Origin of the sequence: Sinorhizobium numidicum (genome assembly GCF_029892045.1) — a bacterium.
In the GTDB taxonomy this organism is placed as follows: Bacteria; Pseudomonadota; Alphaproteobacteria; order Rhizobiales; family Rhizobiaceae; genus Sinorhizobium; species Sinorhizobium numidicum.
Genome location: NZ_CP120367.1, coordinates 2037182 through 2051056 on the forward strand (window position 1 = coordinate 2037182; position 13875 = coordinate 2051056).

Sequence of the window (13875 nt, forward strand, 5' to 3'; positions counted from 1 at the left end):
ACATGCAAAGCTTTCAGTCCTACATCGACGGCAAGTTCACGGATGGAGAAACCCGGTTCGAGAGTGTCGATCCGGCCTCCGGCCGCGCCTGGGCAGAGATGCCGGAGGCGCGGGAAGCAGACGTCGATCGTGCGGTCGAAGCTGCGCACAACGCCCTTTACGAGGGGCCGTGGGCGAAGACGACTGCCACCCAGCGTGGCAAGCTGCTCTATCGGCTGGCCGATCTTGTTGCCGAGAATGCCGGAAGGCTTGCCGAACTCGAGACGCGGGATACCGGCAAGATCATCCGCGAGACCTCGGCACAGATCGCCTACGTCGCCGAATACTATCGCTACTATGCCGGCATCGCCGACAAGATCGAAGGCTCTTATCTGCCGATAGACAAGCCGGACATGGATGTCTGGCTGCGCCGCGAGCCGATCGGCGTTGTGGCCATGGTCGTGCCCTGGAACAGTCAGCTTTTCCTGTCGGCCGTGAAAATCGGCCCGGCGCTGGCGGCTGGCTGCACCATGGTGGTGAAGGCCTCGGAGGACGGGCCTGCGCCGCTTCTCGAATTTGCCCGGCTCGTACATGAGGCGGGCTTTCCCGCCGGCGTGGTCAATATCCTCACCGGCTTTGGCCCCTCCTGCGGTGCGGCGCTCAGCCGCCACCCTAAGATCGACCACATCGCGTTTACCGGCGGGCCGGAGACGGCGCGCCACGTGGTTCGCAATTCGGCGGAGAATCTCGCTTCGACCTCATTGGAACTCGGCGGCAAATCCCCCTTTATCGTCTTTGCCGATGCCGATCTCGAAAGCGCTGCAAATGCGCAGGTCGCGGGCATCTTTGCCGCGACCGGCCAGAGCTGCGTGGCGGGTTCGCGGCTGATCATCGAGCGCAGCGTCAAGGACCGCTTCCTTGCAATATTGAAGGCGAAGGCGGAAGCGATCCGGATCGGCAGCCCGCTCGACATGGCGACCGAAGTAGGACCGCTCGCGACGCAGCGTCAGCGGGACCATGTCGAAGCGCTGGTCGCCCGCTCGATTGCCGCCGGTGCCCGGCTGGTCACGGGCGGCAAGGTGGTGCAGGGCGACGGCTTCTACTATCAGCCGACTATTCTCGATTGCGACGGCAGCGCCTCGCCGTCGCTCGATAACGAATTTTTCGGACCGGTACTCTCAGTTCTGTCCTTCGAGACGGAGAAAGAGGCGCTCCACCTTGCCAATGACACGCACTACGGACTCGCTTCCGGCGTTTTCACACAGAATCTCACCCGCGCGCATCGTCTGATGAAGGGAATCCGCGCTGGAATCGTCTGGGTCAACACCTACCGCGCCGTTTCGCCGATTGCGCCCTTCGGCGGCTTTGGCCTTTCCGGCCATGGGCGCGAGGGCGGGATCGCGGCCGCCCTCGACTACACCAGAACGAAAACCATCTGGCTCAGGACATCGGACGACCCGATTCCCGATCCTTTCGTCATGCGGTGACGGGATGTTCTACGAGATCAGGACTTATCGGCTGAAGAACGGAGCGATCCCCGCTTACCTCAAGGTGGTGGTGGAAGAGGAGGGGATCGGCGTCCAAAAAAAGCACCTGGGCGAGCTCGTCGGTTACTTCTTCTCCGAAATCGGCCCCGTCAACGAGATCGTCCATATCTGGGCCTTCGGCAGTCTTGACGATCGAGACAGGCGCCGGGCCGCACTGATGGCAGACCCTGCGTGGCAGGCGTTCCTGCCCAAGATACGCGACCTTATAGAATCGCGGAAAACAAAATCATGAAGCCGGCGCCGTTTTCGCCCGCGGGCGGCAAGGCGCCATACGACGATCAATAAGCAAAAACTCTCGGAACCACGGAGTAAGGGAACATGAAAAAGAAATTCGCTTCGGCGGCGCTTGCCGCCTTCCTATCAACAGCACTCCCGGCAGCGGCTGCCGAGATCGTTTTTTCGAGCTGGGGTGGCACGACGCAGGATGCCCAGAAGGCTGCCTGGGCCGACAAATTCACTGAAAAGACCGGCATCAACGTTCTTCAGGACGGGCCGACCGACTACGGCAAGCTGAAGGCCATGGTCGAAGCGGCGGGTGTGACCTGGGATGTGGTCGACGTGGAAGGCGACTATGCAGCGCAGGCAGGCAAGAACGGCCTGCTAGAAAAGCTCGATTTCTCCGTGATCGACAAATCCAGGCTCGATCCGCGCTTCGTCACCGATTATTCGGTCGGCAGTTTCTATTATTCCTTCGTCATCGGCTGCAACAAGGATGCGGTCAGTGAGTGTCCGAAGACCTGGGCGGATCTGTTCGACACGGAAAAATTCCCAGGTAAGCGCACCTTCTACAAGTGGTCCGCTCCGGGCGTGATCGAAGCGGCGCTGCTGGCCGACGGCGTGCCGGCCGACAAGCTCTACCCGCTCGATCTCGACCGCGCCTTTAAGAAACTCGATACCGTCAAGGCCGACATCATCTGGTGGTCCGGTGGCGCACAATCACAGCAGCTTCTCGCCTCCGCCGAGGCGCCCTTCGGCAGCCTATGGAACGGGCGCATGACAGCGCTCGCCCAAACCGGCGTCAATGTCGAAACCTCCTGGGAGCAGAACATCACGGCGGCGGATTCGCTCGTTGTGCCCAAGGGAGCGAAGAACAAGGAAGCGGCGATGCAGTTCATCGCGCTCGCAACATCGGCGGAAGCGCAGGCGGAACTCGCCAAGGCGACCGGCTATGCGCCAATCAACCTCGATTCCCCGAAGCTGATGGATGAGGCGCTGGCCAAGACGCTGCCGGATCGGCAAACGGCAAACCAGGTCAATGCCGACATGAACTACTGGGCGGAAAATCGCGATGCGATCGGCGAGCGCTGGTATGCCTGGCAAGCGAAGTAATTAAGGGAGATGGCGGAAGAAGGCCGCCGAGGCCTTCTTCCGCCATCCCGCACAGACGCCCGGTCTAACGGCGTATCAGGCGCCCTTGTCGGACCGGCGCGGCCTCTTTCATGGGAGAGACAGCCATGTTGTCGCGGATCGATGCTCAGACTACAAGACCGCAGACGGCTGCGCGCATCCGAAGGTCGACCGATTTCGATTTGACCTTGCCGGCGCTCGGTCTTCTGGTCCTGTTCTTCGTCGTGCCGGTCGTCATCCTGCTGGCGCGCAGCGTAACGGAGCCCGCGCCAGGGCTCGGCAACTATGCCGAACTGCTTGGCTCGTCCACCTATCTTCGGATATTCGCGAACACGTTCATCGTCTCGGGACTGGTAACGTTGGTCTCTCTGGTGATCGGATTCCCTGTCGCCTGGGCGCTGGCGATCATGCCCAGCCGGGCTGCTTCGATCGTTTTCGCGATCCTGCTTCTCTCCATGTGGACCAACCTGCTTGCGCGGACCTATGCATGGATGGTGCTTCTGCAACGGACCGGCGTCATCAACAAAATGCTCATGGGCATTGGGCTGATCGATCAGCCTCTGCCGCTCGTCAACAACCTGACCGGGGTTACGATCGGCATGACCTATATCATGCTGCCCTTCATCATCCTGCCGCTCTATGGCGTGATCCGGAAGCTCGACCCCGCGATCCTGCAGGCGGCCGCGCTTTGCGGTGCCAACCGCTGGCAGGCACTTACCCGGATTCTACTGCCGCTGACCCTCCCGGGCATGGCGGCCGGCGCACTCATGGTCTTCGTGATGTCGCTTGGCTATTTCGTCACCCCGGCTCTGCTCGGCGGCACGGCGAACATGATGCTCGCCGAACTCATCGCGCAGTTCGTTCAGTCGCTGGTCAACTGGGGCATGGGTGGTGCGGCGGCGCTGGTGCTGCTGGTGGTGACGCTGGCGCTCTATGCCGTTCAACTCCGCTTCTTCGGCACTGATCGGATGGGAGGGGGCTGAAATGCTGTTGAATTTCGACCGGCTCGGCTGGTGGAAGCTTGTTCTCGTCGGCATCACCCTGCTGACGTCGGCGTTCCTGCTTCTGCCCATTCTCTTCATTGCGGCGCTCTCCTTCGGCTCCTCGCAATGGCTCATCTTTCCGCCGCCGGGCTGGACGCTGAAGTGGTATCAGGAGCTCTTTGCCGATCCGCGCTGGCTCGAGTCCGCCTGGACGAGTTTCCGTATAGCCGTCATCGTTACGGTTCTCTCGGTTCTGCTCGGCCTCGTCACCTCGTTCGGCTTGACGCGCGGCCGTTTCATCTTCCGCGAGGCGCTGAAGGCGCTGTTCCTGACGCCGATGATATTGCCCGTCGTCGTCCTCGCGGTAGCGCTCTACGCTTTTTTCCTGCAAATCGGCCTGAACGGAACGTTGACCGGTTTCGTCATCTCCCATCTTGTGCTCGCATTGCCCTTTTCGATCCTGTCGATAACCAGCGCGCTCGAAGGCTTCGACAAGTCGATCGAGGACGCCGCAGTGCTTTGCGGCGCTTCCCCGCTCGAGGCCAAGATCAGGGTGACCTTGCCGGCGATCAGTCACGGCGTTTTCTCTGCCGCGGTCTTCTCGTTCCTCACATCCTGGGATGAAGTCGTGGTTGCGATCTTCATGTCCAGCCCGACGCTTCAGACGCTTCCCGTCAAGGTCTGGTCGACATTGCGCCAGGACCTGACTCCGGTTGTCGCCGCCGCCTCAACGCTTCTCATATTGCTGACCGTGCTCTTGATGGTGCTCGCGGCGCTCGTTCGCAAAGGACTGAAATCATGACGAAACCCTTCCTGCAAATCCGCGGAATCCGCAAGGAATATGGTCCCGTGACGGCGGTCCACGATGTCACTCTCGACGTGGCGCAAGGCGAATTCCTGACCTTTCTCGGTCCCTCCGGATCGGGCAAGAGTACGACCCTCTATATTCTCGCCGGCTTCGAAAACCCGAGCCGTGGCGACATCCTGCTGAACGGCCACTCCTTGCTGTCGACGCCGTCGCACAAGCGCAATATCGGCATGGTGTTCCAGCGCTACACGTTGTTCCCTAACCTTTCCGTTGGCGAGAACATCGCCTTTCCGCTTAAGGTGCGCCGGCGGCCGAAGGCCGAGGTAGACGCCAAGGTTCGCGAGATGCTCAAGCTCGTGCGGCTTGAAGGTTTCGAGGACCGGAAGCCCGCGCAGATGTCCGGGGGACAGCAGCAGCGTGTCGCGCTTGCGCGCGCTCTTGCCTATGACCCGCCCGTGTTGCTGATGGATGAGCCGCTGTCGGCGCTCGACAAGAAGCTGCGCGAGGAAATCCAACATGAGATCCGGCGCATTCACCAACAGACTGAAGTGACGATCCTCTATGTGACGCATGATCAGGAGGAGGCGCTGCGGCTTTCCGACCGGATCGCCGTATTCTCGAAGGGCGTGATCGATCAGATCGGCACGGGACCGGAGCTTTATGCAAATCCGGCAACGCGTTTCGTCGCCGAATTCATCGGCGATAGCGACTTTCTACCCTGTGATCTGCTCAGGGCGGGCAATGGCAGGGCGGATATTTCGCTTGGCGGTACGGCCGTCGTTGCAAATGTGCCGTTCCACGGCCAGCCTGCCGTTGGGGGCAGGGCCGCGCTGATGCTGCGCCCGGAGCGCCTGAAGTTGATGAGATCGGCGCCCCCGGCGGCATCGGCGCTCGCCGTCACCGTCAGCGACATCACCTTCCTCGGCAACAATATTCATGTCGCGACTGAGACGGCAAAGGGCGACGGGCTAGCGATCAGGCTTCCCTTCGGGCACGAGGCGATTTCCAGCCTGAGCCGCGGCGACACCGTTTGGCTCGGATTCGATCCCGCCTCGGCGCATGTGTTCTGCTGAACTGTTCGTGGCGCACACTCTCACATTCCACCCGCGAGATCTGGAACATAGTCCGCCACCCTCGGGCGTGCGCCGAGGCTCGGAGCAGCGCTATGTTATGCGGTTTTGCCCGCCTGAGAATCGGCGAGAAGCGACTGGGCGATTGCAGCCGCGCTTCCTACATGAGCGTTCGCTGCACGATAGGCCGCCTCTCCATCGCCCGCTTTGATCGCGTCGATAATCCGCTGCATCTGCGCCGGACCTTCCTTGTCGCGGCCGACCGTCTTGATCGTCATCGATCGCAGATGATTGATCCTCACGGTGATGGAGTTGACGATGCTCCAGGCGACGTGGCGGCCGGATTTCTCGAAAAGCGTACGGTAAAATTCTGTGGTGGCGGTCAGCACATCGGCGAGCTCTCTCTTGGCGTAGCTTGCACGGATGCGCTCCAGGATCGTTTCAAGCTGCGCCACCAGCGTCGGATCCTTTGCCTCGGCGCAGGCTTTGGCGGCAATACCCTCAAGAGCGCCGCGGATCTCGTAAATCTGCTTGGCGTCTTCTGGCGTCGTTTCCGCGACGATCGGGCCGCGATTCGGCAGGATCGTGACGAGCCCTTCCGATTCCAAATGGCGCAATACTTCACGAACGACCGTTCGGCTGACCCCGAGTTGGTCGCAGAGGTCGCGTTCGACAAGCCGCTCACCCGCCTTGAAGTGCATGTTGACGATCGCGTCGCGCATTTTCTCCAATGCAAGTTCGCGAAGGGTTTTTTCCGGGCGGAGAACCCTCATAGGCAATTCAGACATGCTCATAAACCGTCGTCCTCTCCGACTGATGTACCCGTTCGTTCGTCTCCACCGCCGCACGCGTTGGCGACGACCTTGGTATGTCACGCACTCTTCGCCTGGCGCTCTCCAATCCAATCCGGCAGCCGAAGTATTATGGAATGCCATAATACCATGATCCGCGGCGGCTGTCAGCGGGGTGACATGCTAGAAAACTGCAACAGCGGGGACCAGCCCGCCAGGATTCATCGAAGACTCTGGAATCGCGACCCGGCAATTCCAATATCAGATCATCATCAACAAAGCTGCTTTGATTGGAGGGTCAAGGTAAATGGTTCTGCGCTTTTCGGATCTGGCCATTGATGGTGATGAGATCTCGATGCTCCGGCGTGTACATACCTATGCGTGTTCCACAAAGAAATTGGAGCCGGAAAGTGAGGAGGGCGCCGAAATCGGCAAGATGCTTTTCTACCTATACCAGCAGGGTGTGCGGGGCGAACTCGCTCTCATGCAAATGCTGACGACGAGAGAATCCTCGACGACAGGACAGAAATAATCCCTGCGCACCGAACGCGCGCTTACGGCGATCGAACCAAATACGGTCGTGGCGAGTTACGTCGCTATGACAATCACAAAGGCCAGGAGGAAATGGCATGGATTGGAATCGCGTCGAAGGCAACTGGAAGCAGGTAAAAGGCAAGATCAAGGAACAGTGGGGTCGGCTCACCGACGACGATCTTGACCAGATCAACGGTAACCTCGACCAACTCGAAGGTAAGATCCAGGAACGCTATGGAATCGAACGGGATCTCATCAGACGGGATATCGACGACTGGTACAATCGCCAGACCTGGAGCTGATGCTCAAGAATCGGCCTCGTCTCAAGCGGGGGTTTTTCTCGTGTTGGAGCCCCGGCGCGGTGGTTCAGTCCGGGGCTTCAGTAAGGCTTGACCATTTCCTTTAGCATGGCAATGTCTCTTATTCCTGAGTTGTAGATCGAAATCAGACGTTCAGCGAGCATTTCCGCTCGAAGACTGCCAGTGACTATCTGGCTTTCCTCCAACATATGCTCAAAGATGTCGCGCAAGGCGTTGAATTCGTCGGGCTGCACTTGAGACGATTGATAATCAGGGGACGAATACATGGCGCAATCTCCTCTTGCTACTGCATCATCCTTGAATCGGGACAGCCAAGGACAAGCCTATGCAGTGGTCTTGGATTACAGCGACCTTGGCGCGTGTGGGTGGGCGCGCATTGTACTCTTACTAAGCAACAAAGCGAGTCTAAGTATCTTGTGTGCGGACCTGTGAAGAGGTGGGCGGATTGACGCTTTTGCTCCACAAGGGCGACTTCGCGGGCGGTGTGCCGATGACGGAGTTGTTACCAGAAGACGCCGTAGAACGTAAAATACGCGACGGCGCCAAGGGCGATGACAAGCGAGGACCGGACCATAAAGTCAACGGGACGGAAGCGATATCCGAAGCTGTCGATATGCGATTTCATAACTCCTCCCTTTCTTTTTTCCTTCTGTGGCAGCGCCAATTTCGCGTCGTAGACGACGTTTGGAGATGAAGCTGCCTTGCGCGCGCTGTTGAGGCTCTCCTCCGATCGGCGAAGACCCGATCGTCACGAGTTCCCGAAGATCTTGTCTTCCTGCTTTTTGTCGCACGCTTTGTTGTTCGCAGGATCAATCAGCCCAATCGGTCCTCCAACTCGGCAAGCAGGATATCGGGGTCGCTTATTCCCTGCGTAAACCTGCCGATCAGGAAAACGGCCGCGTCGTTAAGGCTTTCCTGGTGTTGACTCATGACTGTCTTGCGGAAACCAGCGCGCCGAAGCACATCGTCGAGCATCTGCAAGTTCCGGCGGGTCAACGGCCGTTTGATGCCGGAAGACAAAATCGTCTCCTCCGATGGGCGAGCGCGCGGTGACGAGAAGCGGCAGCGCCCCGGCCGTTGGCTGGCGAAGGCGACACCATGCTCCCGTGCAAGGGCAATAGCAAATGATATCGCTCCGCCCCGCATTCGAGAGCGTGAGCGAGAGGCGACCCTAGCGGACGCGCGTTGCTTTTTTCGGAGCTGGCAAGAGACCCTCGCGCTGCAATTTCTTGCGGTTGAGCTTTCGTTGGCGTCGAATAGCGTCTGCCTTTTCGCGCACCCGCTTTTCCGAAGGCTTCTCGTAAGCGCTTCGGGCACGCATCTCGCGGAACACCCCTTCTCGCTGCATTTTCTTTTTAAGCACGCGAAGGGCCTGGTCGATGTTGTTGTCTCGAACTAGTACTTGCAAAAAAACCTCCGTGTTGCAGCGGCATCGAAGCGCTGGCTTTGTTTGAGGGGTAGGGGAACTACCTCTTGGCCTTGGTGGCGAGGGATGCCACCCAGGATCGCCCGCTCGCTCCACGAAGCTCATCGGCCTCGGGAGGGGAGGGTGGTGATTTCTGGTTTTCGATATCCGACTCGGAAATGCATCGCTCGAAACTCTCGCCGTCGAAGCGTACGCGATACTGAGGTTCGTTATGGGCCGGCAGAACACCGACGATGCGGCACGGCCCATCATGCTTCAGGAAACGAGAGGGCGCATCCTTGAGGACGATTTGGTCGCCGATCCGGTAACGATGTGAGCTCATGTTCAGCCCTCCCGCCAGTTGCGTTCAAAATAAAAAAGGCCGGGAGAACCCGACCTTCCTCATCATCTCAACTCGCCAATGCCAGTACATCCGTGGTCAAAAGCGAGGAGATGAAAATACCATCCGCATCACTCAGAGAGGCCGCAGATTGTCTGCAGACGTCTTGCCGGTGCGGCGGTCCTGAGAGAGCTCGAAGCTCACCTTCTGGCCCTCTTGCAGAGAACCCATGCCAGCCCGCTCAACTGCGGAAATATGCACGAAGACGTCAGTCGCGCCGTCGTCCGGCTGAATGAAGCCGAAGCCTTTTGTGGCGTTGAACCACTTTACTGTTCCAGTAGTCACGATCATATCCTTTCAATCGCTCATGGAAAATAAACATCGCTCAGAGCGATGTAATGAAACCGATTTTGTGAGGACTTTCGTGACGATGCGCCGGGCGCAGAAACTAATATCGTCGATCAATATCGATGGCTGCTATATAAAGTACGACAGGGCTTTTTACAAGGTTTAATTTCCTCTTCCGAAAATCTTGTCACGGTTGGCTCGACAAAACGACTGTCGATTGGACCGCTATGCGATCGATAACGCAGTTGGAATTCGCACTGACGCCGGCGCCGCCGGAGCATTGATAAAGTGCTAACTGCTAAAAAAGCTTCCGGTGCCGGGCTCCGTTTCGGTCATGCGTATGATCGCGCGTGCGCCCTGGACGGCCACCGCCGTGCCGGCGGCGGCAACTATAGGAACATTAGTCCGCTGTCTTGGTTGGAGCGTCGTCTATCGCCAACGATAAGGAGGGTGCCATGAGTGTCTCCGGTGTTGCCGCATTCGACAAGACGCTTCAGATCACCAATATCTGGCTGGATGAGATCATGGAACACCAAGGGCCAGACCGGCAGCGCGCCTGGCATATTCTGAGCGCCGTTCTTCATACGATTCGAGACCGGCTAACGGCCGATCTCGCGGCCCATCTTTCCGCCCAGCTTCCACTGCTTGTACGCGGCGCGTACTATGACCAGTACGAGCCCTCCAAGCAGCCAACCCGCTCGCGCACGGCAGATGAGTTTCTGTCGCAGGTCGAGGACGAACTCGCTTTCACCCGGCCGGTCGACGTGAAGGAAGCGGCGCAGACGGTCTTTCACGTTCTGTCGCATCACCTCGACCCCGGCGAAGTGCGCAAGGTTCGCGAAGCCCTGCCCGAGGATGTGCGTGCGCTCTGGCCAGATCCAAGCATTCGCCATTAGGGCGGGGTGAGGAAAAGCGCGCGCGGTTTCCGCCCGCATCCCGCTCTAACTCATTGGGATCGATCATGTTCACGATGTCGGGTCGACTCGGCCCGAAATCATCGTGACCTAGAGGAGAGAAAAGATGGCATTCGAGCTTACGAGCCCGGTTTTTGAAAGCGGCGGAGAAATACCTGAGCGACATACACGGCGCGGCGAGAATATCTCGCCTTTCCTGCAATGGCAGGACCCACCTGCAGGGACCCAAAGTTACGTGCTCGTCATGGAGGATGCCGACGCGACGACAATATTCCGGCATTGGGCCGTTTACGACATCCCCAAGGACCGCCGCCAACTCGCCGAAGGCAGGAGCTCGAAGGCCAGGACCGAGGATCTGCCGCATGCCTACAACGATTTTGGCAACCTGCATTATGACGGGCCGGATCTTCCGGAGGGCAGTCCCTTACATACCTATCGGTTCCGGCTTGCAGCACTCAACGTGCCAACGATCAACATTGCCCCGGGGGCCGACGCCGCGACGGTTTGGGAGTTCGCTCGCCACCTCATGCTTGGCGAAGCCGAGTTGCGGGGCACATTCGGCGGCCGTGACGGTGCGGCCGCTTAACGCTCATTCTTCATTGGCAGCGAGGTCGCTGCATCAAGACAGCTCTGAGAGCCGCTCTGCGTGCCTCGTCCCGTACAAACCACCGAACCACGCGGCAATGGCACCGAGCACCAGTGCGATGAAGCCCAGGAAGGCGCCGCTGGAAATCACCGTGGCCGCAGCGTCCGCTGCTTCGGTGGCCTCCCGCCGCGCATTGTCGACGGCACTGCGATAGCTCTGCTCATATTGTTCAACGCGCGCACGCGCCTCCTCGGGTGGAATGTTCTGCGCCCGTGCGAGTGCATCCGCGGCGCGGTTGCGGGCTTCCTCCGCCTGCGCTTCATCGCCGGTGACAAGCGCTCGAACAGCCACAACCGCTGCATCGCGCATCGCCGCAGGATCGGTGCCGCCCGCGGCCGCGCGAATTTGTCGCTCGACCTCGGCAAACGGATCAGTAGCTGTCGCTAACGCCGGAGCAGCTGTGATGGCAGCCGTTGCAACGGTCCGGCCCGCGCCACCGATGACGCCAGTCAGCCCACTGAAGGCACCGCCGACCAAGGTCCCGACGGATGTGGTCAACAGGTAGAGAACAACCAGCGTCGTTACCGCCCATGTAGTCAGGCCGTGATATCCGCCGGTTGATGTGCTCGGGCGTCCAGATAAACGGCTCGCCAGGTAGCCGCCGACAAAGGCAGCGATTATACCCGAAAGCACAAACCACAAGCCGCCGGCGATGGAAAACGTGCGCGCCTCCGGATTGTCGCCGCCGCCCGGGTCAATGACCGCGGCGCCGATACCGACGCCAAGCAGATTGAGCAGAAACTGAACCGCTAGCGCTACCGCCACGCCTGCGAATATCCCTCCCCACGAGACCTTGTTGAATGCTGCCGTCGTCAAAGGCTCGGAAGAAGTGGCTCCGCGACTTGTAAGGACTGGATCGGTCATTGGCGGCTCCTTTTCTCGTTTTTGTTCTTTGTTTCTCGCGTCCCGGCACTAACTGCGCGGCGACAAATTCGTTCCCGCAAGGCAAGAAACGCCGGCGTATCGTCTCGTCATTGGTTTTGAAGTGTGGCAACAGAAGGAGCCGATCGCGTCCGGCGACGGCATTAACATCCCAGGTACCCGCGACCGTTCCCCTGCGCTGGCCTTTGATGTCGGAACTTTTCCGAAGCCGTCAGGTTCGGTGGTCTTTCCATCAAAGCTAAATCCATGGAGGCACCGATGGCCGGAAGACTCGAGCTTTGTCAAAGCGCAGCCCAAACCGACTCTCGACTTGCGTCACAGTCATGACGGGCTGAAGAACAAGCAGAGTCGGCTGCACTGGCATGGAAAGTCGACAGGCACGATGGCGACAGGCCTTGGTCTATCGCGATCGCCAGGGAAAGCGTACCGGCCACCCGGTCGCAGCCTCAAGTGGACCGCGCCGCCACCCAGTCGTGCCAGTCCTCCTCGCTGCCGTGAAAGACGTTGAGGTCGATCCGGCCGTCGACGCCGTGCGACAGGCCAGAGCCGGAATATTGCCAGAAGATCCATTTGCGTCCCGGATAGACCTTGGATGGATGAGCGGCCACCGAGCGCAACCAGAAGGGATAATCCAGCAATTCGCCTCTCAAGTTGTCACGATAGAAGTCCGGGGCGGTGTAGATGATCGGGCGTTGTCCGTAATGCCGCTCGAGCTTGTCCATGAAGACCCGCATCTTTTCCAGAACCCGCTCGCGCGAGGGGCGTCTCTTGCAACTGGATTCCCCGTTCCACTCGACATCTATGACCGGCGGAAGAGCATCCGCTTCTCTTGGAACGTTGCGGATGAACCAGTCAGCCTGCTCGCCGGCTGTGCGGCACCAATAGAAGAAATGATAGGCGCCGCGCTTTAGGCCGGCCTGCTTGGCCTTACGCCAGTTCTTTTTAAACATTGGATCAAGGTGATCGCCGCCGTCGGTCGCCTTGATATAGGCGAAGTTGGCGCCCTGCGTCCTGAGCTTTTCCCAGTTGATCTCCCCTTGCCAGCGCGAGACGTCGACGCCATGGACGGCAAGCTTCCTAGGCGATCTGGAACCGAAGTTGATGGGTTTGGCGTCGCGGAAACGATGACCGTAGATTTGCCCACGCGTCCCTGGAGTAGCCTCGATCGCCGGATTGTCCGGCGTGATCATCGCGATCGGTCTTTCCGACGGAACGGGCATGCCGATCGTCCTGGACACAGGCGCGAATGCCTGTGCCTCCGGAGCGGGTCTCGCCCATGCCAGCATCTCCTGCTGCGGCGGCGCTTGCGACGCAATCGCCCCCACATTTGCCGAAGGCACTGGGCTGGCAGCGCGCGCGACGGAACTCGTCGTCTCTCGCGACGGCTGCTCGGCCGTGACGTTATTCCGACTGGAACTGGATCCGCAGCCCGACACGGTCAGGCAGGCCAGAACGATTGCTGATACCGCTGAAAAACGCATAAGGCCCCGTACGCAAAACACAAACAGTCGAGGGCGGCATCAGCGCCATCGAACCCACTGACTGAATTGCTAATGGAAAATTACCAAAAAAGACTGAATCCGATCTTTGGCGAAGCGGCCTGAATGCCCAATGGCGGCGGCGTGGTGCGCCGACGGATATGATTTATCGGCCCGATGCGGCTTGATACGGGGGCAGATGATGTAATCGCACTGCTTATGTTCCGGCAAAGTCGCGATATTGCGTCGGTATTCCCGCGACCTCATGGCAATTGGCGAGCCGCTCGAGCCAGGCTGCGAGTTCCTCGGGTATCTCTATCTGACCGCTTTCCATGGCTTCCACCCAGGATAGCTGACATTGAAGTGCGCAGGTCAGGTCGATCCTCGTCCATCTAAGGCTGGCGAGGCAGTCAGCAAAACGTGCAGGCGTCATTGGCTACAATCTTCGCGAAAAAACAACTATTGATGCCGAACTGGCAGAAT

General features: G+C 59.4%; 19 protein-coding genes and 1 pseudogene. 11 read left to right on the forward strand and 9 right to left on the reverse strand.

Going from position 1 to position 13875, the window contains the following annotated elements; genetic code table 11:
• Positions 1-2 precede the first annotated feature (2 nt).
• From PYH37_RS09640 to PYH37_RS09665, 6 genes and pseudogenes are all read left to right on the forward strand, one after another.
• Positions 3-1466, forward strand: coding sequence for an aldehyde dehydrogenase (locus PYH37_RS09640; RefSeq protein ID WP_280731197.1), 1464 nt, complete (start codon positions 3-5; stop codon positions 1464-1466).
• A gap of 4 nt (positions 1467-1470) precedes the next feature.
• Positions 1471-1811 (forward strand): annotated as a pseudogene (locus PYH37_RS09645) (NIPSNAP family protein).
• A 33-nt stretch (positions 1812-1844) separates the two neighbouring features.
• Complete coding sequence (locus PYH37_RS09650) at positions 1845-2855, forward strand: ABC transporter substrate-binding protein (protein WP_280731198.1); 1011 nt, start codon at positions 1845-1847, stop codon at positions 2853-2855.
• 125 nt (positions 2856-2980) lie between these two features.
• Positions 2981-3856, forward strand: a complete 876-nt coding sequence (locus PYH37_RS09655) for an ABC transporter permease (protein WP_280731200.1) — start codon at positions 2981-2983, stop codon at positions 3854-3856.
• Position 3857: 1 nt separating this feature from the next.
• Positions 3858-4658 (forward strand): ABC transporter permease, encoded by an 801-nt coding sequence (locus PYH37_RS09660; protein WP_280731201.1) that lies wholly within the window; start codon positions 3858-3860, stop codon positions 4656-4658.
• The gene (locus PYH37_RS09665; RefSeq protein WP_280731203.1) at positions 4655-5737 is read left to right on the forward strand and encodes an ABC transporter ATP-binding protein; all 1083 of its coding nucleotides are present in this window, start codon (positions 4655-4657) and stop codon (positions 5735-5737) included. The genes PYH37_RS09660 and PYH37_RS09665 overlap by 4 nt, the downstream gene beginning before the upstream one ends.
• Positions 5738-5832: 95 nt before the next feature.
• On the opposite strand, the gene PYH37_RS09670 is transcribed toward PYH37_RS09665, so the two are convergent.
• A complete protein-coding gene (locus PYH37_RS09670; protein ID WP_280731204.1) occupies positions 5833-6528 on the reverse strand; it encodes a GntR family transcriptional regulator in 696 nt (231 codons plus the stop codon).
• 304 nt (positions 6529-6832) lie between these two features.
• On the opposite strand from PYH37_RS09670, the gene PYH37_RS09675 reads away from it, so the two are divergent.
• Positions 6833-7057: a hypothetical protein gene (locus PYH37_RS09675; protein ID WP_280731206.1), complete on the forward strand. Its 225-nt coding sequence runs from the start codon at positions 6833-6835 to the stop codon at positions 7055-7057.
• 97 nt (positions 7058-7154) lie between these two features.
• The gene (locus tag PYH37_RS09680) at positions 7155-7361 is read left to right on the forward strand and encodes a CsbD family protein (protein WP_280731207.1); all 207 of its coding nucleotides are present in this window, start codon (positions 7155-7157) and stop codon (positions 7359-7361) included.
• Between the two features lie 77 nt (positions 7362-7438).
• Here PYH37_RS09680 and PYH37_RS09685 read toward each other — a convergent pair whose 3' ends face one another.
• The gene (locus PYH37_RS09685) at positions 7439-7645 is read right to left on the reverse strand and encodes a hypothetical protein (protein ID WP_280731208.1); all 207 of its coding nucleotides are present in this window, start codon (positions 7643-7645) and stop codon (positions 7439-7441) included.
• Between the two features lie 179 nt (positions 7646-7824).
• On the opposite strand from PYH37_RS09685, the gene PYH37_RS09690 reads away from it, so the two are divergent.
• Positions 7825-8073, forward strand: coding sequence for a hypothetical protein (locus PYH37_RS09690; protein ID WP_280731209.1), 249 nt, complete (start codon positions 7825-7827; stop codon positions 8071-8073).
• Positions 8074-8192: 119 nt separating this feature from the next.
• Here the strand turns inward: PYH37_RS09690 and PYH37_RS09695 are convergent, their stop codons facing one another.
• The 4 genes from PYH37_RS09695 to PYH37_RS09710 all read right to left on the reverse strand — a co-directional run bounded on the left by PYH37_RS09695 (position 8193) and on the right by PYH37_RS09710 (position 9469).
• The gene (locus tag PYH37_RS09695; protein ID WP_280731210.1) at positions 8193-8399 is read right to left on the reverse strand and encodes a hypothetical protein; all 207 of its coding nucleotides are present in this window, start codon (positions 8397-8399) and stop codon (positions 8193-8195) included.
• Positions 8400-8550: 151 nt separating this feature from the next.
• A complete protein-coding gene (gene rpsU / locus PYH37_RS09700) occupies positions 8551-8787 on the reverse strand; it encodes a 30S ribosomal protein S21 (RefSeq protein WP_280731211.1) in 237 nt (78 codons plus the stop codon).
• 58 nt (positions 8788-8845) lie between these two features.
• On the reverse strand, positions 8846-9127 hold the full coding sequence (locus PYH37_RS09705; RefSeq protein WP_280731212.1) for a cold-shock protein: 282 nt from the start codon (positions 9125-9127) through the stop codon (positions 8846-8848).
• A gap of 132 nt (positions 9128-9259) precedes the next feature.
• A complete protein-coding gene (locus tag PYH37_RS09710; RefSeq protein ID WP_280731213.1) occupies positions 9260-9469 on the reverse strand; it encodes a cold-shock protein in 210 nt (69 codons plus the stop codon).
• A 458-nt stretch (positions 9470-9927) separates the two neighbouring features.
• Between PYH37_RS09710 and PYH37_RS09715 the strand changes: the two genes are divergently transcribed.
• Both PYH37_RS09715 and PYH37_RS09720 read left to right on the forward strand, forming a co-directional pair.
• Positions 9928-10368: a DUF2267 domain-containing protein gene (locus PYH37_RS09715; protein ID WP_280731214.1), complete on the forward strand. Its 441-nt coding sequence runs from the start codon at positions 9928-9930 to the stop codon at positions 10366-10368.
• A 124-nt stretch (positions 10369-10492) separates the two neighbouring features.
• Positions 10493-10972, forward strand: coding sequence for a YbhB/YbcL family Raf kinase inhibitor-like protein (locus PYH37_RS09720; protein WP_280731215.1), 480 nt, complete (start codon positions 10493-10495; stop codon positions 10970-10972).
• Positions 10973-11005: 33 nt separating this feature from the next.
• Here PYH37_RS09720 and PYH37_RS09725 read toward each other — a convergent pair whose 3' ends face one another.
• The 3 genes from PYH37_RS09725 to PYH37_RS09735 all read right to left on the reverse strand — a co-directional run bounded on the left by PYH37_RS09725 (position 11006) and on the right by PYH37_RS09735 (position 13825).
• Entirely contained in the window at positions 11006-11896 is an 891-nt protein-coding gene (locus PYH37_RS09725) for a PhnA-like protein (protein ID WP_280731216.1), read from the reverse strand.
• Between the two features lie 464 nt (positions 11897-12360).
• Entirely contained in the window at positions 12361-13395 is a 1035-nt protein-coding gene (locus PYH37_RS09730) for a glycoside hydrolase family 25 protein (RefSeq protein ID WP_280731217.1), read from the reverse strand.
• A gap of 214 nt (positions 13396-13609) precedes the next feature.
• On the reverse strand, positions 13610-13825 hold the full coding sequence (locus PYH37_RS09735; protein ID WP_280731218.1) for a hypothetical protein: 216 nt from the start codon (positions 13823-13825) through the stop codon (positions 13610-13612).
• Between the last annotated feature and the right edge of the window lie 50 nt (positions 13826-13875).

Excerpts from the sequence above, each read along its gene's own strand:
- PYH37_RS09640 (WP_280731197.1), top strand. The coding sequence starts at position 3 with ATGCAAAGCTTTCAGTCCTACATCGACGGCAAGTTCACGGATGGAGAA.
- PYH37_RS09650 (WP_280731198.1), top strand. The coding sequence starts at position 1,845 with ATGAAAAAGAAATTCGCTTCGGCGGCGCTTGCCGCCTTCCTATCAACA.
- PYH37_RS09655 (WP_280731200.1), top strand. The coding sequence starts at position 2,981 with ATGTTGTCGCGGATCGATGCTCAGACTACAAGACCGCAGACGGCTGCG.
- PYH37_RS09660 (WP_280731201.1), top strand. The coding sequence starts at position 3,858 with ATGCTGTTGAATTTCGACCGGCTCGGCTGGTGGAAGCTTGTTCTCGTC.
- PYH37_RS09665 (WP_280731203.1), top strand. The coding sequence starts at position 4,655 with ATGACGAAACCCTTCCTGCAAATCCGCGGAATCCGCAAGGAATATGGT.
- PYH37_RS09670 (WP_280731204.1), bottom strand. The coding sequence starts at position 6,528 with ATGAGCATGTCTGAATTGCCTATGAGGGTTCTCCGCCCGGAAAAAACC.
- PYH37_RS09675 (WP_280731206.1), top strand. The coding sequence starts at position 6,833 with ATGGTTCTGCGCTTTTCGGATCTGGCCATTGATGGTGATGAGATCTCG.
- PYH37_RS09680 (WP_280731207.1), top strand. The coding sequence starts at position 7,155 with ATGGATTGGAATCGCGTCGAAGGCAACTGGAAGCAGGTAAAAGGCAAG.
- PYH37_RS09685 (WP_280731208.1), bottom strand. The coding sequence starts at position 7,645 with ATGTATTCGTCCCCTGATTATCAATCGTCTCAAGTGCAGCCCGACGAA.
- PYH37_RS09705 (WP_280731212.1), bottom strand. The coding sequence starts at position 9,127 with ATGAGCTCACATCGTTACCGGATCGGCGACCAAATCGTCCTCAAGGAT.
- PYH37_RS09715 (WP_280731214.1), top strand. The coding sequence starts at position 9,928 with ATGAGTGTCTCCGGTGTTGCCGCATTCGACAAGACGCTTCAGATCACC.
- PYH37_RS09720 (WP_280731215.1), top strand. The coding sequence starts at position 10,493 with ATGGCATTCGAGCTTACGAGCCCGGTTTTTGAAAGCGGCGGAGAAATA.
- PYH37_RS09725 (WP_280731216.1), bottom strand. The coding sequence starts at position 11,896 with ATGACCGATCCAGTCCTTACAAGTCGCGGAGCCACTTCTTCCGAGCCT.
- PYH37_RS09730 (WP_280731217.1), bottom strand. The coding sequence starts at position 13,395 with ATGCGTTTTTCAGCGGTATCAGCAATCGTTCTGGCCTGCCTGACCGTG.
- PYH37_RS09735 (WP_280731218.1), bottom strand. The coding sequence starts at position 13,825 with ATGACGCCTGCACGTTTTGCTGACTGCCTCGCCAGCCTTAGATGGACG.